25 protein-coding genes, 2 tRNA genes, 1 other RNA gene and 1 pseudogene are annotated in these 24,054 nt (G+C 68.6%); 11 read left to right on the top strand and 18 right to left on the bottom strand.

The genetic code is table 11. From position 1 onward, the window contains the following. Positions 1–33 precede the first annotated feature (33 nt). From ACIO3S_RS26630 to ACIO3S_RS26620, 3 genes are all read left to right on the top strand, one after another. Positions 34–849, top strand: coding sequence for a maleylpyruvate isomerase family mycothiol-dependent enzyme (locus ACIO3S_RS26630; RefSeq protein ID WP_400469055.1), 816 nt, complete (start codon positions 34–36; stop codon positions 847–849). A gap of 26 nt (positions 850–875) precedes the next feature. Next, positions 876–1,892: an ArsA-related P-loop ATPase gene (locus ACIO3S_RS26625; protein ID WP_400469052.1), complete on the top strand. Its 1,017-nt coding sequence runs from the start codon at positions 876–878 to the stop codon at positions 1,890–1,892. Positions 1,893–2,004: 112 nt separating this feature from the next. Then, complete coding sequence (locus ACIO3S_RS26620) at positions 2,005–3,171, top strand: ArsA family ATPase (protein WP_400469049.1); 1,167 nt, start codon at positions 2,005–2,007, stop codon at positions 3,169–3,171. Between the two features lie 79 nt (positions 3,172–3,250). On the opposite strand, the gene ACIO3S_RS26615 is transcribed toward ACIO3S_RS26620, so the two are convergent. Beyond that, complete coding sequence (locus ACIO3S_RS26615; protein WP_045548985.1) at positions 3,251–3,526, bottom strand: WhiB family transcriptional regulator; 276 nt, start codon at positions 3,524–3,526, stop codon at positions 3,251–3,253. A 226-nt stretch (positions 3,527–3,752) separates the two neighbouring features. On the opposite strand from ACIO3S_RS26615, the gene ACIO3S_RS26610 reads away from it, so the two are divergent. Further along, the gene (locus tag ACIO3S_RS26610; protein ID WP_400469046.1) at positions 3,753–6,194 is read left to right on the top strand and encodes a transglycosylase domain-containing protein; all 2,442 of its coding nucleotides are present in this window, start codon (positions 3,753–3,755) and stop codon (positions 6,192–6,194) included. A gap of 68 nt (positions 6,195–6,262) precedes the next feature. Here the strand turns inward: ACIO3S_RS26610 and ACIO3S_RS26605 are convergent, their stop codons facing one another. Further along, positions 6,263–6,721: a GatB/YqeY domain-containing protein gene (locus ACIO3S_RS26605; RefSeq protein WP_400469043.1), complete on the bottom strand. Its 459-nt coding sequence runs from the start codon at positions 6,719–6,721 to the stop codon at positions 6,263–6,265. A 26-nt stretch (positions 6,722–6,747) separates the two neighbouring features. Between ACIO3S_RS26605 and ACIO3S_RS26600 the strand changes: the two genes are divergently transcribed. The 4 genes from ACIO3S_RS26600 to ACIO3S_RS26585 all read left to right on the top strand — a co-directional run bounded on the left by ACIO3S_RS26600 (position 6,748) and on the right by ACIO3S_RS26585 (position 9,143). Further along, on the top strand, positions 6,748–7,680 hold the full coding sequence (locus ACIO3S_RS26600; RefSeq protein WP_400469041.1) for a metallophosphoesterase: 933 nt from the start codon (positions 6,748–6,750) through the stop codon (positions 7,678–7,680). A gap of 73 nt (positions 7,681–7,753) precedes the next feature. Continuing rightward, positions 7,754–7,827 (top strand) — tRNA-Pro (locus ACIO3S_RS26595). A gap of 73 nt (positions 7,828–7,900) precedes the next feature. Next, entirely contained in the window at positions 7,901–8,359 is a 459-nt protein-coding gene (locus ACIO3S_RS26590) for a nitroreductase family deazaflavin-dependent oxidoreductase (protein WP_400469038.1), read from the top strand. 37 nt (positions 8,360–8,396) lie between these two features. Further along, positions 8,397–9,143 (top strand): hypothetical protein, encoded by a 747-nt coding sequence (locus tag ACIO3S_RS26585; protein ID WP_400469035.1) that lies wholly within the window; start codon positions 8,397–8,399, stop codon positions 9,141–9,143. A 127-nt stretch (positions 9,144–9,270) separates the two neighbouring features. On the opposite strand, the gene ACIO3S_RS26580 is transcribed toward ACIO3S_RS26585, so the two are convergent. The 8 genes and pseudogenes from ACIO3S_RS26580 to ffs form a co-directional block, all read right to left on the bottom strand. Then, complete coding sequence (locus ACIO3S_RS26580) at positions 9,271–10,314, bottom strand: aspartate-semialdehyde dehydrogenase (protein WP_400469032.1); 1,044 nt, start codon at positions 10,312–10,314, stop codon at positions 9,271–9,273. After that, a complete protein-coding gene (locus ACIO3S_RS26575; RefSeq protein WP_400469083.1) occupies positions 10,311–10,805 on the bottom strand; it encodes an ACT domain-containing protein in 495 nt (164 codons plus the stop codon). Before ACIO3S_RS26575 ends, ACIO3S_RS26580 begins: the two co-directional genes overlap by 4 nt. A gap of 39 nt (positions 10,806–10,844) precedes the next feature. Beyond that, positions 10,845–12,149: pseudogene (locus tag ACIO3S_RS26570) on the bottom strand (aspartate kinase); the annotation flags it as partial. An 11-nt stretch (positions 12,150–12,160) separates the two neighbouring features. Next, positions 12,161–12,748, bottom strand: a complete 588-nt coding sequence (locus tag ACIO3S_RS26565; protein WP_160025786.1) for a DUF5063 domain-containing protein — start codon at positions 12,746–12,748, stop codon at positions 12,161–12,163. 101 nt (positions 12,749–12,849) lie between these two features. Next, positions 12,850–13,446 (bottom strand): recombination mediator RecR, encoded by a 597-nt coding sequence (gene recR / locus ACIO3S_RS26560; RefSeq protein ID WP_008356228.1) that lies wholly within the window; start codon positions 13,444–13,446, stop codon positions 12,850–12,852. Between the two features lie 32 nt (positions 13,447–13,478). Further along, positions 13,479–13,868, bottom strand: coding sequence for a YbaB/EbfC family nucleoid-associated protein (locus ACIO3S_RS26555; protein WP_400469027.1), 390 nt, complete (start codon positions 13,866–13,868; stop codon positions 13,479–13,481). 10 nt (positions 13,869–13,878) lie between these two features. After that, positions 13,879–16,047 carry a DNA polymerase III subunit gamma and tau gene (locus ACIO3S_RS26550; RefSeq protein ID WP_400469024.1) on the bottom strand — a complete coding sequence of 723 codons (2,169 nt, stop codon included), beginning with the start codon at positions 16,045–16,047 and terminating at the stop codon, positions 13,879–13,881. 44 nt (positions 16,048–16,091) lie between these two features. Then, positions 16,092–16,182: signal recognition particle sRNA small type (gene ffs / locus ACIO3S_RS26545), an RNA gene on the bottom strand. 100 nt (positions 16,183–16,282) lie between these two features. Here ffs and ACIO3S_RS26540 point away from each other — a divergent pair. Beyond that, positions 16,283–16,370 (top strand) — tRNA-Ser (locus ACIO3S_RS26540). Positions 16,371–16,443: 73 nt separating this feature from the next. On the opposite strand, the gene ACIO3S_RS26535 is transcribed toward ACIO3S_RS26540, so the two are convergent. Both ACIO3S_RS26535 and ACIO3S_RS26530 read right to left on the bottom strand, forming a co-directional pair. Then, positions 16,444–17,169, bottom strand: coding sequence for a hypothetical protein (locus ACIO3S_RS26535; protein WP_400469022.1), 726 nt, complete (start codon positions 17,167–17,169; stop codon positions 16,444–16,446). Beyond that, the gene (locus tag ACIO3S_RS26530) at positions 17,166–17,669 is read right to left on the bottom strand and encodes a VOC family protein (RefSeq protein WP_400469020.1); all 504 of its coding nucleotides are present in this window, start codon (positions 17,667–17,669) and stop codon (positions 17,166–17,168) included. Before ACIO3S_RS26530 ends, ACIO3S_RS26535 begins: the two co-directional genes overlap by 4 nt. A 58-nt stretch (positions 17,670–17,727) precedes the next feature. Between ACIO3S_RS26530 and ACIO3S_RS26525 the strand changes: the two genes are divergently transcribed. Continuing rightward, complete coding sequence (locus ACIO3S_RS26525) at positions 17,728–18,366, top strand: helix-turn-helix domain-containing protein (protein WP_400469018.1); 639 nt, start codon at positions 17,728–17,730, stop codon at positions 18,364–18,366. A gap of 6 nt (positions 18,367–18,372) precedes the next feature. On the opposite strand, the gene ACIO3S_RS26520 is transcribed toward ACIO3S_RS26525, so the two are convergent. Continuing rightward, positions 18,373–18,783 (bottom strand): RidA family protein, encoded by a 411-nt coding sequence (locus ACIO3S_RS26520; protein WP_400469016.1) that lies wholly within the window; start codon positions 18,781–18,783, stop codon positions 18,373–18,375. 77 nt (positions 18,784–18,860) lie between these two features. Here ACIO3S_RS26520 and ACIO3S_RS26515 point away from each other — a divergent pair, with 77 nt between their 5' ends. Further along, the gene (locus tag ACIO3S_RS26515; RefSeq protein ID WP_400469015.1) at positions 18,861–19,226 is read left to right on the top strand and encodes a winged helix-turn-helix transcriptional regulator; all 366 of its coding nucleotides are present in this window, start codon (positions 18,861–18,863) and stop codon (positions 19,224–19,226) included. A 4-nt stretch (positions 19,227–19,230) separates the two neighbouring features. Here the strand turns inward: ACIO3S_RS26515 and ACIO3S_RS26510 are convergent, their stop codons facing one another. The 5 genes from ACIO3S_RS26510 to ACIO3S_RS26490 all read right to left on the bottom strand — a co-directional run bounded on the left by ACIO3S_RS26510 (position 19,231) and on the right by ACIO3S_RS26490 (position 23,975). Then, complete coding sequence (locus ACIO3S_RS26510) at positions 19,231–20,379, bottom strand: S8 family serine peptidase (protein ID WP_400469013.1); 1,149 nt, start codon at positions 20,377–20,379, stop codon at positions 19,231–19,233. Continuing rightward, positions 20,361–21,776 carry a type VII secretion protein EccB gene (locus ACIO3S_RS26505; protein ID WP_400469011.1) on the bottom strand — a complete coding sequence of 472 codons (1,416 nt, stop codon included), beginning with the start codon at positions 21,774–21,776 and terminating at the stop codon, positions 20,361–20,363. Before ACIO3S_RS26505 ends, ACIO3S_RS26510 begins: the two co-directional genes overlap by 19 nt. Then, positions 21,776–23,140 (bottom strand): type VII secretion integral membrane protein EccD, encoded by a 1,365-nt coding sequence (gene eccD, locus ACIO3S_RS26500; protein WP_400469009.1) that lies wholly within the window; start codon positions 23,138–23,140, stop codon positions 21,776–21,778. The genes ACIO3S_RS26505 and eccD overlap by 1 nt, the downstream gene beginning before the upstream one ends. 182 nt (positions 23,141–23,322) lie before the next feature. Then, positions 23,323–23,616 carry a WXG100 family type VII secretion target gene (locus ACIO3S_RS26495; RefSeq protein WP_400469007.1) on the bottom strand — a complete coding sequence of 98 codons (294 nt, stop codon included), beginning with the start codon at positions 23,614–23,616 and terminating at the stop codon, positions 23,323–23,325. A gap of 29 nt (positions 23,617–23,645) precedes the next feature. Then, entirely contained in the window at positions 23,646–23,975 is a 330-nt protein-coding gene (locus ACIO3S_RS26490; RefSeq protein ID WP_160025798.1) for a WXG100 family type VII secretion target, read from the bottom strand. Positions 23,976–24,054: the final 79 nt, after the last annotated feature.

Below are 24,054 nucleotides of genomic sequence, written 5' to 3'. Positions count from 1 at the left end.
AACCGAGGTCCCCGGCCCACTATGGTCAGGTCCGTGACTTCCGCAGAGCAGCTGAAGACGTACGTCGACACCTGGTGGTCCTCCGTCCAGGACCTCCTCACGCTCCTGGAGGAGCTCTCCGAGACCGACTGGGACCAGCCGACCGACCTCCCCGGCTGGGACGTACGCGCCATCGCCTCCCATGTCGCTCACCTCGAGGGCCTCACCGCCGGCGCGCCCCGCGAGGACGCCTCCGTACCCGAGTCGGCCCACATCAAGTCGCCGATGGGCCAGTTCACCGAGATCGGCGTGATCATCCGACGCGACGCCGAGCCGGCGAGCATCATCGACGAGATCCGCCGCTACACCGCCGTACGTCACGACGAGCTGCTCGCCTCTCCGCCCGAGGACCCCGCGACGCCCGCCTCCGGCATCTTCGGTGCGCTCGGGTGGACGACCGGCAAGCTGCTCCGCAACCGGCCGCTCGACCTCTGGCTGCACGAGCAGGACATCCGCCGAGCCATCGGCCGCCCGGGCAACCTCGACAGCCCCGGCGCCCTCCACACCGCCGACTACCTCCTCGAGGGCGTCGGGTTCGTGCTCGCCAAGAAGGCCGCCTGTGCCCCCGGCACCTCCGTCGTCGTCGAGGTCGAGGGCCACGCGCCCTACGCGTTCACCGTCACCAAGGAGGGCAAGGGAGTCCCGGTGGCCGCCCCGGTCACCGCCCCCACCGTCACCCTCTCCACGGACCGGGAGACGTACGTCCTCCTGACCGGCGGCCGCGCCTCCGGCGACCCCGCCAAGGTCGAGATCACCGGCGACACCGCGATCGGCACCAAGATCGTCGAGAACCTCAACATCACCCCTTGATGGTGCGACCCCGTTAGAGTCCTTCCATGAGTTCTGACTGGCCCCACGTGCAGCTGCATGTGGTGACCGGCAAGGGCGGCACAGGCAAGTCGACGGTGGCTGCGGCCCTGGCGCTCGGGCTGGCCTCGCACGGAAAGAACGTCCTGCTGTGCGAGGTCGAGGGCCGCCAGGGGGTGGCCCGGATGTTCGACGTCGACCCGCTGCCCTACGCCGAGACCCGCATCGCAACCGGGCTGCGGCTGCGGGCGCGATCTGGTGCCGACGCCGAGCCGGGCAACGTCTACGCCCTGCACATCGCCCCGGAGGAAGCCCTCCTCGAATACCTCAAGATGTACTACAAGCTCGGCCCGGCCGGCCGCGCCCTCGACCGCTTCGGCGTGATCGAGTTCGCGACCACGATCGCGCCCGGGGTCCGGGACGTACTGCTCACCGGCAAGCTCTTCGAGGCCGTCCAGCGCAACAGCCGCAACAAGGGCGCCCGGACCTACGACGCCGTCGTGCTCGACGCTCCCCCGACCGGCCGGATCACGAGCTTCCTCAACGTGTCCGAGTCGGTCGCGGGTCTGGCCAAGGTCGGCCCGATCAAGCACCAGGCCGACACGATGATGACCCTGTTCCGCTCCCGGCGCACCGCGGTCCACCTGGTCACCCTGCTGGAGGAGATGCCGGTCCAGGAGACCGCCGACGGCATCAGCGAGCTGCGCGCCGCCGGGCTCCCGGTCGGCGGCGTCATCGTCAACCAGGTACGCCCCCGCGACCTCCCCGACGAGTCCCTCGCCTCCGCCCTCGCCGGCTCCCTCGACGGCGAGCTGATCGCCGAGGACCTCAAGCGCGCCGGCGTCGAACCCGACCCCGCCCTGATCTCCGCCCTCGCCGACGAGGCGAAGGAGTACGCCGAGCGCCGAGCCCTCGAGGACGCCCAGCGTGACCTCGTCGCCGGCCTCGGGCTCCCCACCTACGAGCTCAACCGGATCGCCGGCGGGATCGACATGGGCGGGCTGTACGAGCTCGCGGCCGAGCTCAAGGATCAGGGGCTCGCATGAGGTTGGAATCCCCGGTTAACCGGGTATCCCTGCACTTCTCGGGCATTGCAACACCTGAGAAGTGCAGGAAGTGCCTGAGCGACGTGACGGAAGTGACGAGGGAGACGGTCCGATGAGCGCTCACCCACGCGTCGGCCCGCTGGCCGCCCACGCGAACGACACCCGACACCTCGAGGTCGACCGGCTGCTCGACGACCGCGACACCCACATCATCGTCTGCTGCGGCAGCGGCGGCGTGGGCAAGACGACCACGTCGGCCGCGCTCGCGCTCAGGGCGGCCGAGCGCGGACGCAAGGTGGTGGTGCTGACGATCGACCCGGCGCGACGCCTCGCCCAGTCGATGGGCATCGAGCGGCTCGACAACACGCCTCGCCCCGTTCCCGGGATCGGCCCGGGCCGGCTCGACGCGATGATGCTCGACATGAAGCGCACCTTCGACGAGGTGGTCGAGTCGCAGGCCAGCCCCGAGAAGGCGCAGCAGATCCTCAACAACCAGTTCTACATCGCGCTGAGCTCCAGCTTCGCGGGCACTCAGGAGTACATGGCGATGGAGAAGCTCGGCCAGCTCTACCGCGACGCCTTCGCCCACAACGGCGGCAACGGCGACTACGACCTGATCGTCGTCGACACGCCCCCGAGCCGCAGTGCCCTCGACTTCCTCGACGCACCTGAGCGCCTCTCCAGCTTCCTCGACGGCCGCTTCATCCGGCTCATGCTGGCCCCCGCCAAGGGACCGGTCCGGTTGATGTCGGCCGGGATCAACATCGTCACCAACGCGCTCAAGAAGGTCCTCGGCGGGCAGATGCTCACCGACCTGCAGACCTTCGTGACCGCGCTCGACACCGTCTTCGGCGGGTTCCGGCAACGGGCCCAGGAGACGTACGCACTGCTTCAGGCCGACGAGACCGCCTTCCTCGTCATCGCCGCCCCTGAGCCCGACGCGCTCCGCGAGGCCGCCTACTTCGTCGAGCGGCTCTCCGGCGACCGGATGCCCCTCCAGGGCCTGGTCGTCAACCGGGCCACTCTGCCCGACGACGCTTCGCTGACCGCAGCCGCGGCCGGCGCCGCCTCGGAACGCCTCCCCGACGCGCCGCTCACCGCCGGGCTGCTGCGGCTCCACGCCGACCGCGCGCTCCTGGTCGAGCGGCAGAACCAGCTGCGCGAGCGCTTCGCGGTCGCCCATCCTCAGGTGCCGACCGCCGTCGTACCGGCGCTGCCCGGTGACGTACACGATCTCGACGGGCTCCGCGAGATCGGCCGGCTGCTGGCCCGAGAATGAGTCGAGCCAGGACGTACGTGACGTACGTCCTGGCTCAGACCAAGATCTTCAGCGACTCGCTTGAGTAGGGGACGAGGGGTCACTCCACGGAGGCACGGGTGCGCGCGGCCTCCAGCACGGCGCGCCAGGAGGCGTTCGGGCTACGGCGGAGCAGCGCACGACGCTCGCGCTCGGTCATGCCGCCCCAGACACCCCACTCGATCTGGTTGTCGAGCGCCTCGGCCAGGCATTCGGTGCGGACGACGCAGCCGGAGCAGACCATCTTGGCCTTGTTCTGCTCGGCTCCCCGAACGAAGAGCTCGTCGGGCTCGTTCTCACGACAGGCGGCCTGTAGCGACCATTCATCAACCCACATGGTGTGCCATCCCTTCATCGGAGCGCTTCGCCCTCCCCATATTGATGACGTGGCGCCCGTGCGGACTAAAGGTTAAGGACTCGACCCGGTCGAGTGACACACCCTTCTGGCCCAAAGTACGTAGTCCGAAATGACTAGGAGGGGTCCCGGGACCTGTTTTTGCCTCCCTGTCCGGCGCCGATTGCGAATCATGTGCTATTAGCTGCGATCACCTACGATGACCAGCATGTCTTCGCCGTCGCTGCGCCCGCAGACCGTGCTCAAGCATCTCGCCGTCATGTGCGGGGTCGCAGCCGTCCTCGGCGTCGTCGCCGCGGGTCTCGCCATCCCCTTCGCCGGTGTGGCCGGGATCGCGGCCAAGGAGACGGCCGAGAAGATGGACTCGCTGCCGAAGGCCTTCGAGGTCGACGACATGTCCCAGACGACCAAGATCGTCGACCGTAAGGGCAATCTGATCACGACGCTCTACGACCAGAACCGCGTCTACCGTCCTCTCGACCAGATCTCGTCCAACATGACGAAGGCACTCCTGGCGATCGAGGACTACCGCTTCTACCAGCACGGCGCGATGGACCTCAAGGGCACGCTGCGCGCGCTGATCACCAACCAGGCCAGCGACTCGGTGCAGGGTGGTTCCTCGATCACCCAGCAGCTGGTGAAGACCACGCTGGTCTACTCCGCGAAGACCGAGGCCGAGCGCAAGGCGGCCATCGAGAAGTCGACCGCCCGCAAGATCCGCGAGCTGCGCTACGCGATCGCGCTGGAGGAGAAGCACTCCAAGGACTGGATCCTCGAGCGCTACCTCAACGCGGCCTACTTCGGCGACGGCGCCTACGGTGTCCAGGCCGCCGCCAAGCACTACTTCAACGTCAACGCCTCCGAGCTCAACTGGCAGCAGTCGGCGATGCTGGCCGGGATGGTGAAGAACCCCACCGGCTACGACCCGACCAACTACCCCGACGCCACCATCGCCCGCCGCAACGTCGTCGTCGACCGGATGGCCGCACTCAAGGTCGTCTCCCGTCCCGAGGCGGAGAAGCTGAAGGACGCCAGCCTCGGCCTGAACGTCCAGAAGCAGCGCAACGGCTGCCTCGGCTCGTCCGCGGAGTTCTTCTGCGACTACGTGCTCAAGTGGCTGCTCAAGGACCCGGCCTTCGGTGAGACCGAGACCGACCGGCTCGCGCTGATCAAGTCCGGCGGTCTGACCATCAAGACCACGCTCGACCAGCGCTTCCAGGACGCCGCTCAGGAGTCGGTCGAGGATCACGTGTACGCCACCGACCAGGCCATCGGCGCCCTGGCCATGGTCGAGCCCGGCACCGGTCGGGTCCGGGCGCTCGCCCAGTCCCGTCCGATGGGTGACAACAAGAAGAAGGGCCAGTCCTACCTCAACTACCTGGTCCCGAAGGAGAAGTCGGGCGACTCCAACGGCTTCCAGGCCGGGTCGACCTTCAAGGCGTTCACCCTGGCCGCGGCCATCGAGCAGGGCTTCCCGCTCAAGCAGAAGATCAACTCGCCCGAGGAGCTGACCCTCAACGAGTCGACCTTCGCCGGCTGCCCCGGCGACGGCAACCGAGTCGGGTCCCACACGTTCCACAACTCCACGACCTCGGGCGCCAAAGACGCCTACACCGGCACCCGGGAGTCGGTGAACACCTTCTACGCCCAACTCTTCCAGCTCACCGGGATGTGCACGCCCTACAAGATGGCGCAGAAGATGGGCGTGAAGCTCACCGCGCCGTTCGGCGTTGCACCCGGCGACGGTCACGTCTGCAAGGCCGGAGAGGTGGCGGACTGCCAGGGCGCCGAGCGCGTGCCCACCTTCACCCTCGGCGTCGTCGATGTCAGCCCGCTCGAGATGGCCGAGGCGTACGCGACGTTCGGCGCCCGCGGGAAGCACTGCGACTCGGTGCCGGTCAACGAGATCCTCGACGCGAACAACAAGGTGATCAAGCAGTACGAGCCGACCTGCGAGCAGGCGATGGCCAAGGGCACCGCCGACGCGGTCAACGACATCCTCCGCGGCGTCATGGAGCCCGGCGGCTTCGGCCAGAACCTGGCCCTGTCAGTGCCGAGCGCCGGCAAGACCGGAACCACGCAGGACAACAAGGCGGTGTGGCTGATGGGCTACACGCCGCGGCTCGCGACCGCTGCGATGATCGCCGGGGCCAACTCGGCGGGAACGCCGCTAGGTCTCCAGGGCCAATACATCGGCGGCGACTACATCGCCACCGCATCGGGGTCGGGCTTCGCCGGCCCGATGTGGGGCGACGCGATGCAGGTGATCGACAAATACCTCAAGTGGGTGGACTTCCAGGAGCCCGACCCGAACGTGATCGCAGGAAACACGGTCGACGTCCCCTGGGTCGGCGGCATGACCGTCGAGAAGGCGACGAAGGTGCTGAGGAGCGCTGGCTTCCAGGTCCAGCTCGGCCCGGAGGCGTACTCCGAGTACGACAAGGGTCTGGTCGCCTTCACCACCCCCTCCGGCGACGCCGCCGAGGGATCGCCGATCACGATCTACACCTCGCTGGGCCCGGAGCCGAAGCCCGACCCCAAGCCCGACAAGAAGAAGCAGCCCGAGCGGAAGCCCGGCCGCGGCGATGAGGAGAGACCGGCCACGGTCGAGGAAGAGCCCGACTTCGGCTGGGAGTGGCCGACCGGCTGACGCCCAGCGCAGAAAACGACGCGTGGCCCCACCGATCCGGTGGGGCCACAGTCGTTCTCGGGATGCCGTCAGGCGAGCTGCTTGCGCACCTCCGCGGCCACGGCGCCACCGTCGGCCTTGCCCTTGGTCTGCGGGGTCAGGATGCCCATGACCTTGCCCATGGCGCGAATCCCCTCGTCAGCGGCGCCGGTCTGGGCGATGGCCTTGCTGACCAGGTCGGAGATCTCCTCGGCGCTCAGCTGAGCGGGCAGGTACTCGGTGATCACCGCGGCCTCCGCGGTCTCCTTCTCCGCCTGCTCGGCGCGACCGCCGTCGGCGAAGGCGGTGGCCGCCTCGCGGCGCTTCTTGGCCTCGCGGGTGAGGATCGTGATGATCTCGTCGTCGGTGAGCTCCTTGGCCTCCTTGCCGGCGACCTCGGCCTCGGTGATCGCGGCCATGACCATGCGCAGCGTCCCGGCGCGCTCCTTGTCACGGGCCTTCATCGCGGAGGTCAGGTCGGTCCTCAGCTGGTCCTTCAGAGTGCTCATGGAACCCATTGTGGCAGGGTTGAGCCATGCGGCTCGCCTCAGTAATCGGCCCAGTAGTCGGCACAGCACTCGGCACCGGGCTCGCCACCGGCGCGGCCATGACGGCGTACGCCTTGTGGGAGGCCCGTCAATACACGCTGCGCCACGTCGGACTGCCGGTGCTCCCCGAGGGCGCGGACCCGCTGCGGGTGCTGCATCTCTCCGACATGCACGTGGTCCCGTCGCAGCACAAGAAGCTCGACTGGATCGCATCTTTGGCATCCCTGAAGCCGGACCTGGTCGTCGACACCGGGGACAACCTGGCCCACCAGCGGGCCGTGCCGTCGATCGTCAACGCCCTCGGCACGCTGCTCGACGTACCGGGCGTCTTCGTGCACGGCTCCAACGACTACTACGAGCCACGGCTGCGCAACCCGATCGGCTACCTGCTGCCCGACAACGGCAAGCGGCAGACGAACGTGCCCGAGCTTCCCTGGCGTGACCTGTCCGCGTCCTTCACCAAGGCCGGCTGGCTGGACCTCACCAACACGCGTACGTCGCTGACCGTCAAGGGCATCGAGTTCGCCTTCGCGGGCGTCGACGACCCCCACCTCCGCCTCGACGACCTGTCCGCGGTCGCCGGCCCCGCGGACCCGTCCGCGGACGTACGCCTCGGGGTCGCGCACGCTCCCTATCTGCGGGTCCTGGATCAGTTCACCGCCGACGGCTACGACGCGATCCTGGCCGGCCACACCCACGGCGGCCAAATCTGCCTTCCGGGCGGGCGAGCCCTGGCCACCAACTGCGATCTCGACCCCGCCCGGGTACGCGGCCTGCACACTCACACCCACGGCGGACGGCAGGCGTGGCTGCACGTTTCGGCCGGCCTCGGCACCTCGCCCTACACCCGGATCCGCATCGCTTGCCGCCCCGAGGCGACACTCCTGACGCTCACGCCGCGCGGGGCGTCTCGTCGGTAGGGGCCGATTACGGATCGGAGGAGTCTCTGGGCTATGCTCATTCCTCGTTGGACCGTTTGTTCGGTGCAGCATTCGGGTTGTAGCGCAGCTTGGTAGCGCACCTCGTTCGGGACGAGGGGGCCGCAGGTTCAAATCCTGTCAACCCGACATCGAGCTCAGGCTCGGAGATCGCAAGATCTCCGAGCCTGATCCCGTTTTCCGGCGCAGTAGAGTCGACGCCATGAGCTTCGACACGCGCAACGGCACCCGCGGCGCCAAGCAGCCCTCGGCCAACCTCCTCCTGAAGCTGGGTAACAAGCTGATGATGAGCCGAGCCCGCAAGAGCAGCGGCACCACGGCCGGGATGCGGTTGCTCGTGCTCACCACGATCGGCAAGAAGAGCGGCGAGCCCCGTTCGACGCCGCTCGCCTGGTTCCCGGGCGACGACGGCACCTGGCTGATCGCCGCCTCGGCGGCCGGCGGACCGAAGAACCCGGCGTGGTACTACAACCTCGCCGCCAACCCGGACCGGGTCACCATCGAGCTCGGCGGCGAGACCATCCCGGTGGTCGCCGAGCAGCTGCACGGCGAGGAGCGCGCCCGCGCGTGGGCCGCGATCGTCGAGTCGGCCGCCAACTTCGGGAGCTACGAGGAGAAGACCGACCGCGAGATCCCGGTCATCCGCCTCACCCGCGCCTGAGTTCAAATGTGACGCGCGGCATGCGAAACTGCCCCTCATGAGCAACGACCCCGCCGACAAGCTCGCCGCGCCGTCGTTCGGTTTCAAGAAGAAGCGTGGGGGCACGAAGCCGGCGAACGCCAAGCCTGAGAAGACCCAGCCCGCGAAGACTCAGCCCCAGAAGACCCAGGCCCCGAAGACCCAGGCCCCGAAGGCTCGGGTCGAGAAGGCACCGGTCGAGACTGCTGCGGTCGAAACGGCCTCCGCGGAGAAGACCCAGGTGCTGGAGAAGACGGCACCACCCGTCGTAGTGCCCCAGCCGCCAGCGAAGAAGTCCCCGGAGAAGCAGAAGGCGCAGAAGCCGCCCAAGCCCGCGAAGGAACCGAGGGCACCCAAGCAGCCCAAGGACCCGAGCCAGCGACGGATCAACCTCGGCACCCCGTCGGGCCTCTCCGCGGCCGTCATGATCGGCGCCATCGTCGGCGCGTTCATGGCCCTGGCGGTCTGGTTCAGCGGCACCGTGAGCCAGTGGACGCGAGGCACCTCGTCGCTCGGCGACAAGGGAGCGATCATCCTGATCGCCGTCTTCGCCCTCGCGATCATCGTCGGCGGCTACCTCCTCCGCCTCGCCGGTGCCCGCTCCCCCTTCACGATCAGCTTCCTCGGATCAGCGCTCGTCGCCGTACTCTCGATGCTCTTCCTCACCGACCTCTTCGTCCACGCCTGGGGAGTGATCATCGTCGTGATCCTCGCCGCCGCCGCGTACGCCCTCGCCTACTGGGTCACCACCAACTACATCGACTGACAAGCTCCCGCCGAACCTGTAGAAGCGGCGTGCCGAGAACGCAGTTGTGGGCAACGAAACCAGAGTTTCGTCGCCCACAACTACAGATCCGGCCCGCCAGAAGTGCGGACTCGGCGGCGCCTCTGGGTCAGAGGGCGGCGGCGACCAGCTCGGCGAGCTGGACGGTGTTGAGCGCGGCGCCCTTGCGGAGGTTGTCGTTGGAGATGAACAGGGCGAGACCGCGGTTGTCGGGAACGCCCTCGTCCTGACGGATGCGGCCGACGTAGGAGGGGTCCTTGCCGGCGGCGTACAGAGGCGTGGGTACGTCGCGGAGCTCGACGCCCGGGGCGTTCGAGAGGATCTCGGTGGCGCGCTCGGGGGTCAGGGGCGAGGAGAACTCGGCGTTGATCGCGAGCGAGTGACCGGTGACGACCGGGACGCGGACGCAGATGCCGGAGACCCGCAGGTCGGGCAGGGACAGGATCTTGCGGGACTCGTTGCGGAGCTTCTGCTCCTCGTCGGTCTCATTGAGGCCGTCGTCGACCAGCGAACCGGCGTAGGGAAGGACGTTGTAGGCGATCGTCTCGACGTACTTGTCCGGCTCCGGGAACGTGATCGCGGAGCCGTCGTACGCGAGTTCGCGGGCCTTGTCACCGGCCGCCGCGATCTCGCTGACCAGCTCCTCGACGCCGGCGACGCCGGAGCCCGAGACGGCCTGGTAGGTCGATACGACGAGCCGCTCGAGACCGGCTTCGTCGTGGAGCGCCTTGAGGGCCGGCATCGCGGCCATCGTGGTGCAGTTGGGGTTGGCGATGATGCCCTGGCGGGCCTGGATGACGCCGTCCATCGCCGAGGGGTTGACCTCGGAGACGACCAGCGGGATCGACGGGTCCTTGCGCCAGGCCGAGGAGTTGTCGATGACGATCACACCGGCGTCGGCGAACTTCGGCGCCAGCGCCTTCGAGGTGGCGCCCCCGGCGGAGAAGATCGCGATGTCGAGGCCCGAGGGGTCAGCGGTGGCGGCGTCCTCGACGACGACCGAGCGGTCACCGAACTCGATGGTCTTGCCCGCCGATCGCGCCGAGGCGAAGAAACGGACCTCGCCGAGCGGGAAGCCGCGCTCGAGCAGGATCTGGCGTACGGCGACGCCCACCTGTCCGGTCGCTCCCACAATTCCCAGGTTGATGCTCATCGGCCGGTCCCTCCATAGACGATGGCCTCTACGTCGCTGTCGAGGCCGAATGCTTTGTGTGTCGCGCGCACGGCGCGGTCGAGGTCGTCGGCGCTGACGAGCACCGAGACGCGGATCTCCGAGGTCGACACCATCCTGATCAGGACTCCCTCAGCGGCGAGCGCCGCGAAGAACTTCGCCGTGATCCCCGGATGGGTACGCATCCCGGCACCGACGATCGAGAGCTTGCCGATCTGCTCGTCGGCGACCGGGTCGGCGAAACCGACCTCACCCTGGATGTCGCCGAGCGCCGCGCGGGCCCGCTTGACGTCGGTGCGGGGCAGCGTGAACGAGATGTCGGTGCGCCGGGTCTTCTCCGCCGACACGTTCTGGACGATCATGTCGATGTTGATGCCGTTGTCGGCGAGAGTGTCGAAGATGCGGGCGGCCTCGCCCGGCTCGTCGGTGACGCCGGCGACGGTGATCTTGGCTTCGCCGCGGTCGTGGGCCACGCCGACGATCTCCGGGGTGTCGCCATCGGCATCGGCGCCGTAGGAGACCTTCTCGACCTCCACGTCACTGAACCTCTCCGCGGCGGCCTGCACGGCGCGGTCGACCTCGTCGTCGCCGACGACGACCGAGACCCGGACCTCCGAGGTGGAGATCATCTGGATGTTGACGCCGGCCTGCGCGATCGCGGAGAAGAAGTCGGCGATCTTCTTCGGCTGGGTGCGCAGCCCGGCACCGATCAGGGAGACCTTGCCCATCCGGGGCTCGGTGTTCACCCGCTCGAAGCCGAGCTCACCGCGCGCCTGCTCCAGCACCTTCCCGGCCCGCTCGGCGTCGTCGCGGGGCAGCGTGAACGTGATGTCGGTGCGGTCGGTGCCGGCCGCCGACGAGTCCTGGACCACCATGTCGACGTTGATGCCCACCCCGGCGATGATCTCGAAGACCTTCGCCGCGGCGCCCACCTCGTCGGGTGCGTTGACGACCGTGATCTTGGCCTGGCTGCGGTCGTGGGCGATGGCGGCGACGATCGGCGCCTCCATCCCGGCGTCGCCGCTGCGCTGGTGGTCGGCGTGCGGCGAGACCGCGTCGATGCTGCCCTTCACCACGGTGCCGTTGAGGGTGGAGAAGGAGGAGCGTACGTGGATCGGGAGGCTGTGACGCCGGGCGAACTCCACCGAGCGCAGGTGGAGCACCTTCGCCCCGGAGGCCGCCAGCTCGAGCATCTCCTCGAAGGCGACCGAGCTCAGCTTGCGGGCGGTCGGGACGATCCGCGGGTCGGCGGTGAAGACGCCGTCGACGTCGGTGTAGATCTCACAGACGTCGGCGTCCAGCGCCACCGCCAGCGCGACCGCAGTGGTGTCGGTGCCGCCACGGCCCAGCGTGGTGATGTCCTTGGTGTCCTTGGAGACACCCTGGAAGCCGGCCACGATCGCGATCGCACCGTCGGCGAGCGCTGCCTGGATCCGCTCCGGGGTGATGCTGAGGATCTTGGCGCGCCCGTGCTGCGCGTCGGTGATCAGCCCGGCCTGCGACCCGGTGAAGGACCGGGCCTCGTACGCCAGCCCGCGCTCGTTCGCGACGTCGTTGATCGCCATCGCCAGCAGCGCCATCGACTGCCGCTCGCCGGAGGTGAGCAGCATGTCGAACTCACGCGCGTGCGCGGTCGCGTCGGGCGAGACCTTGTTGGCCAGGTCGATCAGCTCGTCGGTGGTGTCGCCCATGGCAGAGACGGCCACGACCACGTCGTGGCCCTGCTCTTTGGTCGCGACCACTCGCTGAGCAACGCGCTTGATGCCTGCAGCGTCCGCGACCGAGCTGCCACCGTACTTCTGAACGACGATTCCCACGGCGGGAAAGTCTACGTTGCCGATGCGGCCGTCTTCTCCAGCATCTCATCAGCGGCAGCCAGGTCCTCGTCCTCACCGGTGAACGGCTCGGAGTCGAGGCGGTCGTGAGCGACCACGGTGAGCAGTGCGTTGAGCACGGCACCGGCCAGGTTGCCCCAGTTGTTGACGTAGCTGAACTGCCACCACCACAGCGCCTCGTCGACGTCGCCGAGACGGTAGTGACGCAGGCCGTACTCCAGGTCGGTCACCAGGCTGGCGACGTCGTCGGAGATCTGGCTGTCGACCACGTCCGGGCTGTACGGATCGAAGACGAAACTGTAGGTGTCGATGTCCCCGAACATCTCGGCAAGCCCCATCCGGAGCTCATCGACGTCGGCTTCCATGCCCACGTCGGGCTGGAACTCCTCACGAGGCTCGAAGTCCTGCTGGGCGCCCAGTCGCGCGCCCGCCAGCAGGATCTGGCTCACTTCCAGCAGCAGCATCGGGACGGCGCTGCCACCATCGCCGTCCGCAGCGATCGCGCGCACCGAGAGCAGAAAGCTCTCCACCGAGTCGGCGATGCTGGTGGCGAAGTCCTTGCCGGTCAAGTCGTTCGTCATGACGGCCCCCTTCCCGAGGTCCCTTGAATCGTCAGGCTACCGCCGAAGTCGCGGCCTGACGAGGGTAAAGAGTCGGCTCTTAGGGATCGCACAGGTAACGGCTACTCGGCCGCCCGGCGTCCGGCGAAGGCGCGGCCGAGGGTGACCTCGTCGGCGTACTCCAGATCGCCACCGACCGGGAGACCGCTGGCCAGACGGGTGACCTTCAGTCCGAGCGGGCTCAGCTGACGGGTCAGGTAGGTCGCCGTCGCCTCGCCCTCGAGGTTGGGGTCCGTGGCGAGGATCACCTCGGTGATCCCCGGGTCGTTGAGCCGCTGGACGAGCTCACGGATGCGCAGCTGGTCGGGACCGATCCCGTCGATCGGGCTGATCGCACCGCCGAGCACGTGATAGCGCCCGCGGAACTCGCGGGTGCGCTCGATGGCGACGACGTCCTTGTACTCCTCGACCACGCACAGCACCGACTGCTCGCGACGGGGGTCGCGACAGATCCGGCAGGTCTCCTCCTCGGAGACGTTGAAGCAGACCGAGCAGAACTTCACCTTCGCCTTGACCTCGTTGAGGATCGAGGCCAGACGATGTACGTCGGCGGGGTCAGCCTGGAGCAGATGGAACGCGATCCGCTGGGCGCTCTTCGGACCTACGCCCGGCAGCCGTCCCAGCTCGTCGATGAGGTCTTGGACCACACCCTCGTACAACTTGGTTATCGCCTGTCTCTAGCTGTGCTATCTCAAAACCCGAGCTTGAACGGCGGCTCGCCGCCGCCGGCGGCACCGGGGCCACCGAGGCCGCCCGCGAGCGGGCCCATCGCCTCACCGGCGAGCTCGTCGGCCTTGCCCTTGGCCTCGCGGTAGGCAGCGACGATCACGGCGCCGAGGTCCTCGAGGTCGTCGGGGTTGCTGCCGTCGAACTCGCCCTGCTTGATCTCCACGCCGACCAGCTCGCCGGTGCCGGTGAGCTTGACGGTCACGGCACCGCCGGCGACGGTGCCGTCGACGATCGTCTCGGCGAGCTTCTCCTGGGCGTCGACGATCTGGCTCTGCAGCGCCTGGGCCTGTTGCATGATCGCGTTGAGGTCGAAGCCGCCCTCGCCGCCGAGGCCTTCGAGTGGGTTCGTCATCTGTGCCGTCCTAGTTGTGAGGAATCTCTTCGATCATCGTTGCACCCAGCTCCTGAGCGAGCAGGGCCTCGGCGCCCATCGCGGCCGGTCCGTCGTACGCCTGGTCGTCGGGGTTGACCGCGGCGTCCGCCTCGGCCAGGCGAGCCACTGTGTCGTCGACCGGAGGCTCGTAGTCGGCCGCACGCGTCGGACGGATCGCCTCCCGAGCCAGCGCGATCGCTCCTGGGTCGGCCGGCTGAGTCGCCGACGTCGCGGGCGGCTCCGGCGGGGCCTGGTCGGGCGGCGGCGGCTCGGCGGCCCAGTCGGGCGGCGGCGCCTGCTCGTTCCAGGATGCCTCCGGCGGCTGTTGCGGCTGGGTGGGCTCCTGGGGCTGGCTCGGCTGCGGCGGAGGCGCGGCGTGCCGCTGCGGCGCCCCTTGGCCGCCGCCCGCGACGATCGCCTCGATCTTCGGCTGGATGCCGATCACGTTGACCAGCGCCTGCCCGAGAATCGGCTCGTGCCCGCCGGTCGCGAACCGGTCACGGAGACCCGGCGAGGCGAACCCGAGGGTGAGCACACCGTCGCGGAAGTCGACCACCTGAGCGTTCTGGCCCACCAGCGACCAGGTCGCCCGGCGCAGGCCCTTGGTCTGCGCGATCACGTCGTCCCACAGGCGGCGGACGTCGACGTTGCCCATCCCGCCCGACGACTGCGCCTGAGGCTGTGTCTGGGGCGACACCTGAGGCTGGGCCGGTGGTTGCGACTGAGGCTGGCTCGGCGGCTCGGGAGCGGCCGGCGCCTGCTGGGGAGGCATCTCCGCAGCCGGAGCGGGCTCGGGGGTCGGGGCGTACGCCGGGACCGGCTCGGGCTGCGGCGCCGCCGGAGCGACCGTCTCGTGCCCCGGCGCACCGACCGACGGCTTGAGCACCGGCCGGTCCTGAGCGGGGGCAGGCGCCGCCGGAGCAGCGGCCACCGTCGGCGTACCGCTGATCTCGATCCGCCTCTCCAGACGGTCCAGCCGAGCCGCAAGACCGTCGGCACCGTCGGCCGCGGGCAGCAGCACCCGGGCACAGATCAGCTCGAGCAGAAGTCGGGGGGCAGTGGCGCCGCGCATCTCGGTCAGACCGGTGGCGACCGCGTCGGCGGCTCGCGACAGATCGTGTGGTCCGAAGCGTCCGGCCTGGGCGACCAGCCGCTCGCCGCCGTCCTCGGAGACGTCGATGAGCCCGGTCGCGGGCGCATCCGGGACCGCCTTGACGATGACGAGGTCACGCAGCCGCCGCAGCAAATCCTCGGTGAACCGCCGCGGGTCCTGGCCGGTCTCGATGATCTTGTCGATGACACCGAAGACCGCGGCGCCGTCATGGGCTGCGAAGGCGTCGACGACCTCGTCCAGCAGCGCGTCCGGGGTGTAGCCGAGAAGGCCGGCGGCCAGCTCGTACGTCACGCCCTCAGGCCCCGCGCCACCGAGCAGCTGGTCCATGACCGAGAGGCTGTCGCGCATCGACCCGGCGCCCGCACGGGCGACCAGCGGCAGCGCGGCCGGCTCGACATTGATGCCCTCCTTCTCGCACAGCGTCGAGATGTAGTCGGAGACCAGCTTGGGCGGGAAGAGGCGGAACGGATAGTGATGGGTGCGCGACCGGATCGTCGGGATGACCTTCTCCGGCTCGGTCGTCGCGAAGATGAACCGCAGATGCTCCGGCGGCTCCTCGACGAGCTTGAGCAGCGCATTGAAGCCCTGCGTCGAGACCATGTGGGCCTCGTCGATGATGTAGACCTTGTAGCGGCTCTTCACCGGCGCGAAGAACGCCTTCTCCCGCAGGTCACGAGCGTCGTCGACACCGCCGTGCGACGCCGCGTCGATCTCGATCACGTCGATGCTGCCGGGCCCGCCGCGCGCCAGGTCCCGGCACGACTCGCACTCCCCGCACGGATCCGCGATCGGCGCCTTCTCGCAGTTCAGCGCCCGCGCCAGGATCCGCGCCGAGGTCGTCTTGCCGCAGCCGCGTGGCCCGGAGAAGAGGTACGCATGGTTGACCCGGTTGCCCGCCAGCGCATTGCGCAGCGGGCCGGTGACGTGATCTTGGCCGATGACCTCGGCAAACGTCTCCGGCCGGTAGCGGCGGTAGAGAGCTAGCGGTGCGTCCACCCGATAGACCCTAGCCGCGACCGCCGACAGTTCGTAACCACCCGCCACGTGCGTCGGGCACCTGTCCGTCGCCCAGGATGCGCGGGAAAAGAAAAGGCCCCCCACGTACCCAACAGAGCTCGCTTATCCTTGCTGCCTTCCGGCCCTGGGGAGGTTCGACAAGATGTCGCCACATGGGGGGTTGCGGAAGAGTCTAGACGAGTCGGCTCGCCGATCCCAAAGCACACCCGCTGGCCCTCCGCCGATTTCCTCCATGCTCACGGAGCCGCGTAGGATCCCTCACGGATCTGTCGCCTAGTGGCCTATGGCGCACGGCTGGAATCCGTGTTGGGTTAACGCCCTCGGGGGTTCGAATCCCCCCAGATCCGCCAGCACAAATCGGCGCCTGACCTGCTTTCGAGCAGGTCAGGCGCCGTTCGTTTATCACTGCGACGCGACCACCGCTCATCCGCGGCCTCGCGAGCGGAGCAGCGCGATTCCGAGGATCAGCCCTCCGGGCACGATCACGATCGGCGCCACCGGGTCCTCGAATCCGGCAGCGATCAGAGCCACCAGGCTGACCACGCCGAGCAGGATGCTGACGATCGTGGTCGCCCTCGCCGCCCTGCGGACGACGCCGTGCCCGCGTACCGCCTCGGCGGCGAAGACCATCGACCCGAGCGCGAGCAGCGACAGGGCGGAGACGAGCGGGACCGTCAGCACGTCGAAGTCCCGCACGAGGGGCGGCAGGTTCTCCGGGTCGGCGAACAGGCCCAACCCCAGAGCCACGTACGTCCACCACACGACCAGCGTGGCCAGTGCCGACCACCACGCGAGCTGAGCGAGCCGCCCGGGCGCGCCGGCGCGGATCTGGCGGGCAGCCAGAGCCAGGAGCACCGGGGACACGAAGAGGAACAGCCCCGTGAGCAGCGCGTAGACCGGATGGTCCTGGGTGATCTCGGCCTGCGTCGAGCTGGCCAGCGCATTGACCGCCACACCTTCGCGTTCGGCTGCGGCCACGAGATCCTGCTCGAAGCCGGCCCCTATGGTGACGGCAACCACGACATACCCCGCCAGCACCGCGACCGCGCCGACGTACGCCCAGCCCGCCGATGCCGCCCACCGCGGCCCGAACTCGTGGTCGACGCGGCGTACAGGCTGGTCGCCGCGGGCGATCTTCTTGACCTTCATCGCCCTGAGCCCATCGCGTCGGCCCGGGCCGCGGCCTTGCGCCTGGCCGCCTCGACCGGATTGTCCACGACGAGGACGTTCTCCGGGTCCGGTTCGGTGTGGTGCTGCACTGTGTAGAACCGCACTTCGTGACCGTCGGGATCATGGAGCAACGGCAGGATCCAGCCGAAGGTCGCAGGCTGTACGCCGGCATGCTGCTCGCCGAGGCCGGTCAACCTGTCCTCCAGCGCTCGGAGGGCGCTCTCGTCGGGCACTCCGATGGCGAAGTACTCGAAACCGGCTGAGGCCCGGGCGCGTTCGGGATCGAGCCGCAGCCCCAGACCCGGACCACCGTTGGGGTGCACCATGCCGATGCCGTCGAGCTCACCATCCCTCTGGAACTCCACGGAGACCCTGTAGCCGAGCCTTGATTCGTACCACCGCTGGGATCGCCGGAGGTCGGTGACCGGCAGTTTGAGGTGGTGGACGCCGGCGAGAGCCGGTGCTTCGTGATCGCTCATGTCCACTCCTGACTTGCAGTGTGACTGCAATTTCGTAATTGCAGTTATACTGCAACTCGTGCCTACAGATGTCAATCCCCTCGTCAGGGGATCTCGTGCCGAGCGGACCGAGCAGGCGATCGTCGCCGCGGCCCACGAACTCTTCGCGCAGCGTGGCTATCGCGGCACCGCGCTGACAGACGTCGCCAAAGCCGCGGGAGTCTCCGACCGAACCATCTACGTCCGCTTCGCGACCAAGGCACACCTGCTCAAGCGAGTGGTCGACGTGGCTCTCGTCGGTGACGCCCTGCCGATCGCCCTGGCCGATCGCGACTGGATCGACACGGTGATGAACGCCCCGACGCTCGAGGAGCGACTGGCTGCGGACGCGGAAGGCACCGCGCTGATGATGGATCGCATCGCGCCCGTCCTCGCCGTAGCCATGCAGGCCGAGGCGGACGAGCCGTTGATCGCAGCGGCGGCCCAGGCGGCCCGCGAGTCGACGCTCGAGCAGGTGCGCGCCTTCTGGGAGAAGCTGCACCGCGACGGGCTGATGAGCCCCGACGCCGACCTCGAGTGGGTGATCGCCACCAGCGCCCTGCTGGCCAACGCCGAGACGTACGTCCACATGACGCGCACACTGCACTGGACACCCCCCGAGTACCAGGCGTGGCGGCACCGCACCTGGCGCCACCTCGCCATGGCCTCGTCTACGTGAGGCGCCTCAGTCCAGGACGGCGTACGCCTCGACCTCGACGAGCACGTCGGGCTCGAACAGATAGTCCACACCGATCGCGGACAGCGGCGGCAGAGGTTGCGGGATGCCGAGCTCGTCGGTGACGCTCTCGAGTCCGGCGACGAAGTCGTCGTACTTGTCCGGGGTCCAGCCGGTGACGAAGAACCGGAGGCGTACGACGTCGGCGAAGGTCGCGCCGGCGCCGGCCAGGCCGCGGGCGGCGTTGCGCAGGGCATGGGCGAGCTGGCCGGCGAGGTCGCCCGGGGCGACGCCACGTCCGATCTCGTCCCGGGCGATCTGTCCGGCGACATGGATGTGGCGGGTGCCGGTGGCGACGGAGACGTGGTGGTAGGGCACCGGCTGGAACATGCCTTCGGGGGTGAGCAGGTCGACGGACACGATGAGATTCCTTTCGAGAGTTAAGGTTTCTTATGTGTACTTGGTATCCAGAGGACACTTCAACGAGACTAGGTGTCATGCCGGATACCAGCCCGGAGCCGCTGCGCCTGACCCAAGAGCATCGCGAGCTCCTCGACCAGCTCCTCGACAAGTGGTCGCTCCACGTGCTCGACACGCTGTGCGAGCGGCCACGCCGCTTCAACGAGCTGCGTCAGGCGATCCCGGCGATCACCCAGAAGTCACTCACCACCGCGCTGCGCCGCCTGGAGCGCAACGGCATGGTCGAGCGCGTGGTGCTGAGCACCCGCCCGGTCGCGGTGGAATACCGCATCACCCCGCTGGGCAGCACCCTGCAGGACCTCATCGACCGGCTCTACCACTGGACGACCACGACCCTTCCCGAGGTCGAAGCAGCACGCGAGGCCTTCGACCGCTCGGTCTGATGCGCTACATCGAGCTCTTGCGCCGCGAGAACAGCGGTCGCAGGACCAGCCCGAGACCGAGCGCACCGCCGCCGGCGATGCCCCACCAGATCGCGTTCTCGCGGACCGCGGCGAGCGGGTCGACCTTCTCCCGAGCCATCGGAGCCGGCTCGACCTTCGGCGGAGTGGCAGCCTCCTCGACTGCGGGACGAGTGAGCGCGTCGTAGGCGTTCACCACGCCGGCACCCCAGAACCGGCCGCCCTGGCCCTCACGGCCCGACGTGGTGCTGTAAAGACGGTCGATGACCTGCTCGGCACTCCAGCCTCGGTTGGTCGACCAGATCAGCGCGAGCACCGCCGCCACCTCGGCGGAGGCGAAGGACGTCGAGATCGTGTCGACCCAGCATTTCTGCCCAAAAAGCGCCGTCGATGAGGCGCCGTACGTCGGAGCGGCGACGTCGGTCTTGGAGTTGGGCAGCACGGTGAAGTCGGGGTCCGAGGCCCACGTGCCGGAAGCGCTGACCGTGACCACCGAGTCGTTGGCGTTGGGGAAGACCTGGGACGCGACGTCCAAGGAGTTCGTGTCGGTAGTGACACCGGACCAGTCCGCGGCCATCACCACGATGGCGCCCTTCTTGATGAGCGTGTCAACCGCCGTGTCGAGGCCCGACGCACCCTGCGCCGCAGGCAGGCCGATGTTGACGATCAGGCCGTTGGCGTTGCCTTTGGCCAGCGAGTTGAGCTCAGCCACCATCCGCTTGGCGTCGACCGTCGACTTCTCCTGGCCGACCTTGAGAACCGGGTGGTCGCTGAGCGTCGCCTTGGGTGCGATCTGGGAGATCAGGCCGGCCGCCACGGTGCCGTGGTAGTCCTGCGCAGCGCGGCCGAAGCCGGAGTCGACCACCGCAACACGGATCCCCTGGCCCTGCTTGCTCACCTTCTGCGCCTCGGCGATCCGCATGATCGCGAACGGAGCCACCGTCTCCGGTACCGGCGCCGTCTGGGTCTCCGCCTTCTGCGGGGCGCCGCCACCCAGGTTCTTCTCGTAGGCCGTGCAGAACGCCCGCTCCTCCGCTGCATGCGCAGGGCTCGGGCCGCCCAGCAGCGTCAGCCCGCCGACGAGGGCGGCGAGCGCGATACCGCTACGGCCCAACGTCACTGGGTCGCCACGCACTGACTCTCCTGAACCTCTCCGGTGTTGGGCGGGCACAAGGCCAGCTCAGTCGACAAAGGGGCACCATTGGGGAGGAGCCGCAACCACGTGCCGGGGACGATCGGGCCCGAGTCGGCCCCCAGACCGAGCCGAGCGACGGTGACAGGGCCGTCGAGAGTGTTCGCGGTGCCGCGAGCATCGATCAGGTACGGCGTCGCGCTCTTCTTGTCGAGCTTCTCCCCGTTGGCGGCGAAGACGAAAGCACCCTTGCCGGGATCGACGCGCGCCGAGGTGAAGTCGGTGGCCGCCGGCGGCTCTGATGTCGGCCAGGCGCGCTCGCCCGGCTCGATACCGAGCCGCACCGTCGTACCGTCCATCGTATCCAGCTTCGCGCAAGCGCTCGTGACACCGGGCTCGAGCTTGTCTTTGGGCCAGAAGGTCTCCAAGGTCTCCCCGTCGATCGTGGGGCCGCTGTCCAGCGACACCGTGTTGACCGACTTGCCCGCAGCCTGGAGCGCGGTGTCATAGACCTCCGCCGCGAATTCACCGATCGGGGTCCACCCGCTCTCGGTCAGCAGGTAGCTCCTACCGTCGAAGATGCCCTTGGTGCCGATCGGATGATCTTCTCCCTCCGCGGCCTGGCCGAACTTGGTGTAGGCGCTCCTGAACACCTCGGCTTCCAGCGGAGAACCCGCGGGGAACAGGTTGACCCATGCCTGGGGGACCTTGAGCGTCGGCGGAGTCGCATCGAAGACGCGGTCGGCGTACGTCTCCTGGTCGCCTTCGACCTTGTAGCTGTAGGCCTGCGCGAAGCCTTCGGGGCTGGCGTACTCGGCGATGAGATAGGTGCCCTCTTCGGTCTGCACCATGAAACCTGTGTCGGCGGCGGCCGTCACGTCGGGCTTCGCGGAGATGTTCAGGTATGTCCCGGCGCCGTTGGCGGTGCAAGCGGTCCAGCCGGAGTTGATGAAGTCGGACTTCAGCGGCAGCTCCTCGGGGACGTCAGGGCCGGAGAGGCCGATCGTTCCCTTCGGGAACTCCTTGTCGATCTCCTCCTGGTCGATGACCTTGGACTTCTTCTCCAGGTCGAGACCGAGGATGAGCTGCGCGCTGGCCAGGTTGACGACCGGGTGCAACTCCTTGTCGTTCTCCGGGCCGGTGACGACGTAGCGCGCACCGCCCTTGGTGACGATCAGGCCGTCCTCGTCGGCCCAGCCGGTCGCGGCCTTGGGCGAGAGGAAGTGGGCGACGGCGCCGCCGGCGATGAGCAGCACGGCGAGCACGACGCCACCGAAGACCGAGCGGCCCGGCCGGGCCGGCTCCACCTCACGCCCGCCGGGGGCGCCGGAGAGGAACGCGGAGACGAGCCGGCGGCGGCTGAAGGCATGGGCCTCTACGAGGTCCTTCTTGCTGGCCATCAGAAACCAGCCACCGCGGCGCTGAAGAGGCCCGAGGCGAGCACCATCAGCGGCAGCATCGCGAGCAGGCAGGCGGTCTCGGCGACATCGGCCAGGCGACCACGACGGATCGAGCCGACGTCGGGGATCAGCGTCAGCACCAGGAGTACGCCACCCGCAGCCGCCAGCACGACGGCGGTCGTCGGCCGCCACGATTCGTGGTAGACGAGCAGCGCGGCACCGATCGCGAGCAGGCCGGCGATCCCGGAGACCAGCCCGACCAGCACCTCCGATCCCGTCCGATACTGCCGGGTGCGCAGCATCAGCACGACACACGCGGCGAGAGCCAGCAGCGTGCCGAAGAGGCCGAGCCGCACCACGAACGGCGAGGTCAGCACGACCAGGACGCCGACGGAGAGGGAGATCGCTACCAGGATCTCGTGGGCGACCTTGGCGTCGACCCTGACCTGGTCGGCCCGGATCTCGTCCGGGTCGAGGTTGATGTCCTCGTCGGAGTAGAGCTGGGGGACGTCGGTCTTGGTCGTGCTCAGCGCGAGCCACGGGAAGAAGCTGCCGGCCAGCACCACGACGACCAGCACGATCCCGAGCACCACACCGGCCTGCCAGCCGGTCATGCTCAGCAGCATGCCGGCCACCAGGAAGACCCCGCCGACGAGCGCACCCGGCATCGCCAGCATCCGGGCCTCGCCGAGGCCGAGGAAGCCGATCGCGGCGGCGAGCATCGCACCCGCACCGGCAAAGGCCAGCGGCATCCCGACGCCACCATCGAGGGAGGCCGAGCCGATCAGGAAGCCGGCGACCGCGCCGTAGACCTCACCGATCCACACCGCGGCGATCGCGGCGTCGTTCTCGGCCTCGAGCCGGGAGAGCACGATCGCGCCTCCGGCGAGGACGATGCCGATCACTCCGGCCGCGACGCCGGCGAGCATCGACGGCGCCTGTGTCCACAGCGCACCGGCGCCGAGGAGCAGCAGCAGCGCGGCGGCCAGCAGTGACGTACGTCGTCCTGCTTCCGGCTTCCAGGGGGCCATCTCGCTCTCGACGACGTCGGTCATCGCCTCGACCACGTCGTCGTAGACCCGCGGCGGCTTGTCGTCGATCCCGGCGCTCACGGTGAGTACGCCACCGTCCTCGACGCCCTGCGGGATCAGGCCGAGGTCACCGGCGAGCTTGCGCCCGTCGGCGAGCACGACGCGGTAGCCGGCGTACGCCGTCTGCGGGTCGAGCAGCCCGACGCTTCGCGCGAGCTCCGGCACGAGCTCCGCCACCGGCACCGAGCCCGGCAGCACCAGATCCATCCGGCGTGTGCCGGAGGCGACAGTGACCCGGACCAGCCCCGTGGGCGCCACCTGCGCCTGCGTCATTTCACGAACTCCTCGCGTCGTGCCTGTGCCCGAGACGAACCGACCGAATGTCCCGAGAGATAGACGTACATCGTGCCCGCTGAGTCAGACAGCGAACATCAGCGCTGACTTTGCCATAAAACCAGCGACGAGGGGACCGGTGCCCCGCACCGGTCCCCTCGTGTTGTCTGTGTGCTGAAAGCTCAGCCGCCGAAGCCGCCGGCACCGCGCATGTCAGCATCGTGCATGCGCGCCTGCGACTCGTTGACGAACTTGCTGCTGCGGTCGAGCGCGGCACCCAGCTCACGGATGGTCCCGTTCCACTTGTCCTGAGCCTGGTTGTAGGCGTTGGCCGCCTCACCGGTGAAGTTCTCCTGGAGGTTCAGGATGTACCTCTCGAGCTCATCGAGGGCGCCGTCCATCTCCTTCACGCCCTTGATCAGCACGTCCACGATCGAGCCCATGGCGCCGTGGTTAACAACAATCTCTTCGCCCATGACAGTTCCTTTTCAGTCTGTTGCGTTGATCAGAACGAGTACTTGGTGCCCTCGACCTGGCTGCTGATGGAGCTGGTCTGCCCCGCAACATCCTGGTCGGCGTCGGACCCCAGCTGGCGGGCCTTGGTGAGACCGGCGGTGAGCTGGTCGAGGGCCGTGGTGATCTCGCGGGCCTTCTCGTTGTAGGTGTTCATGAGCTGCTGGAACGCGTTGCCGCCAGCGCCCTTCCACCCGGAGGCCCCAGCAGACTGAGCCTCGGAGACCGTGCGGGAGTTGATGTTCTCCAGCTTGGCCTTCGTCTCCTCGATGAACTTGACGGCGGACTCGATCGCCTGCCCTTGCTTGATCTCACTGCTCATGGTGCTGTCCTTCCACCGGCGGAACCGGTTCCTAGGTTGATACCTGTTGGAGCCCGGCTCCCGATGGGCTCCCCCGAGG

It is taken from the genome of Nocardioides sp. NPDC087217 (assembly GCF_044744805.1).
Lineage (GTDB): Bacteria > Actinomycetota > Actinomycetes > Propionibacteriales > Nocardioidaceae > Nocardioides.
Note: the sequence above shows the minus strand (reverse complement) of the source record. Positions and strands in the feature narration are given on the sequence as shown.

What these genes read in the sequence shown, in the direction of transcription:
- ACIO3S_RS26625 (WP_400469052.1), top strand. Translation starts at nt 876, where the DNA reads ATGAGTTCTGACTGGCCCCACGTGCAGCTGCATGTGGTGACCGGCAAG.
- ACIO3S_RS26620 (WP_400469049.1), top strand. Translation starts at nt 2,005, where the DNA reads ATGAGCGCTCACCCACGCGTCGGCCCGCTGGCCGCCCACGCGAACGAC.
- ACIO3S_RS26615 (WP_045548985.1), bottom strand. Translation starts at nt 3,526, where the DNA reads ATGTGGGTTGATGAATGGTCGCTACAGGCCGCCTGTCGTGAGAACGAG.
- ACIO3S_RS26610 (WP_400469046.1), top strand. Translation starts at nt 3,753, where the DNA reads ATGTCTTCGCCGTCGCTGCGCCCGCAGACCGTGCTCAAGCATCTCGCC.
- ACIO3S_RS26605 (WP_400469043.1), bottom strand. Translation starts at nt 6,721, where the DNA reads ATGAGCACTCTGAAGGACCAGCTGAGGACCGACCTGACCTCCGCGATG.
- ACIO3S_RS26600 (WP_400469041.1), top strand. Translation starts at nt 6,748, where the DNA reads ATGCGGCTCGCCTCAGTAATCGGCCCAGTAGTCGGCACAGCACTCGGC.
- ACIO3S_RS26590 (WP_400469038.1), top strand. Translation starts at nt 7,901, where the DNA reads ATGAGCTTCGACACGCGCAACGGCACCCGCGGCGCCAAGCAGCCCTCG.
- ACIO3S_RS26585 (WP_400469035.1), top strand. Translation starts at nt 8,397, where the DNA reads ATGAGCAACGACCCCGCCGACAAGCTCGCCGCGCCGTCGTTCGGTTTC.
- ACIO3S_RS26580 (WP_400469032.1), bottom strand. Translation starts at nt 10,314, where the DNA reads ATGAGCATCAACCTGGGAATTGTGGGAGCGACCGGACAGGTGGGCGTC.
- ACIO3S_RS26565 (WP_160025786.1), bottom strand. Translation starts at nt 12,748, where the DNA reads ATGACGAACGACTTGACCGGCAAGGACTTCGCCACCAGCATCGCCGAC.
- ACIO3S_RS26555 (WP_400469027.1), bottom strand. Translation starts at nt 13,868, where the DNA reads ATGACGAACCCACTCGAAGGCCTCGGCGGCGAGGGCGGCTTCGACCTC.
- ACIO3S_RS26535 (WP_400469022.1), bottom strand. Translation starts at nt 17,169, where the DNA reads ATGAAGGTCAAGAAGATCGCCCGCGGCGACCAGCCTGTACGCCGCGTC.
- ACIO3S_RS26530 (WP_400469020.1), bottom strand. Translation starts at nt 17,669, where the DNA reads ATGAGCGATCACGAAGCACCGGCTCTCGCCGGCGTCCACCACCTCAAA.
- ACIO3S_RS26515 (WP_400469015.1), top strand. Translation starts at nt 18,861, where the DNA reads ATGCCGGATACCAGCCCGGAGCCGCTGCGCCTGACCCAAGAGCATCGC.
- ACIO3S_RS26505 (WP_400469011.1), bottom strand. Translation starts at nt 21,776, where the DNA reads ATGGCCAGCAAGAAGGACCTCGTAGAGGCCCATGCCTTCAGCCGCCGC.
- eccD (WP_400469009.1), bottom strand. Translation starts at nt 23,140, where the DNA reads ATGACGCAGGCGCAGGTGGCGCCCACGGGGCTGGTCCGGGTCACTGTC.
- ACIO3S_RS26495 (WP_400469007.1), bottom strand. Translation starts at nt 23,616, where the DNA reads ATGGGCGAAGAGATTGTTGTTAACCACGGCGCCATGGGCTCGATCGTG.
- ACIO3S_RS26490 (WP_160025798.1), bottom strand. Translation starts at nt 23,975, where the DNA reads ATGAGCAGTGAGATCAAGCAAGGGCAGGCGATCGAGTCCGCCGTCAAG.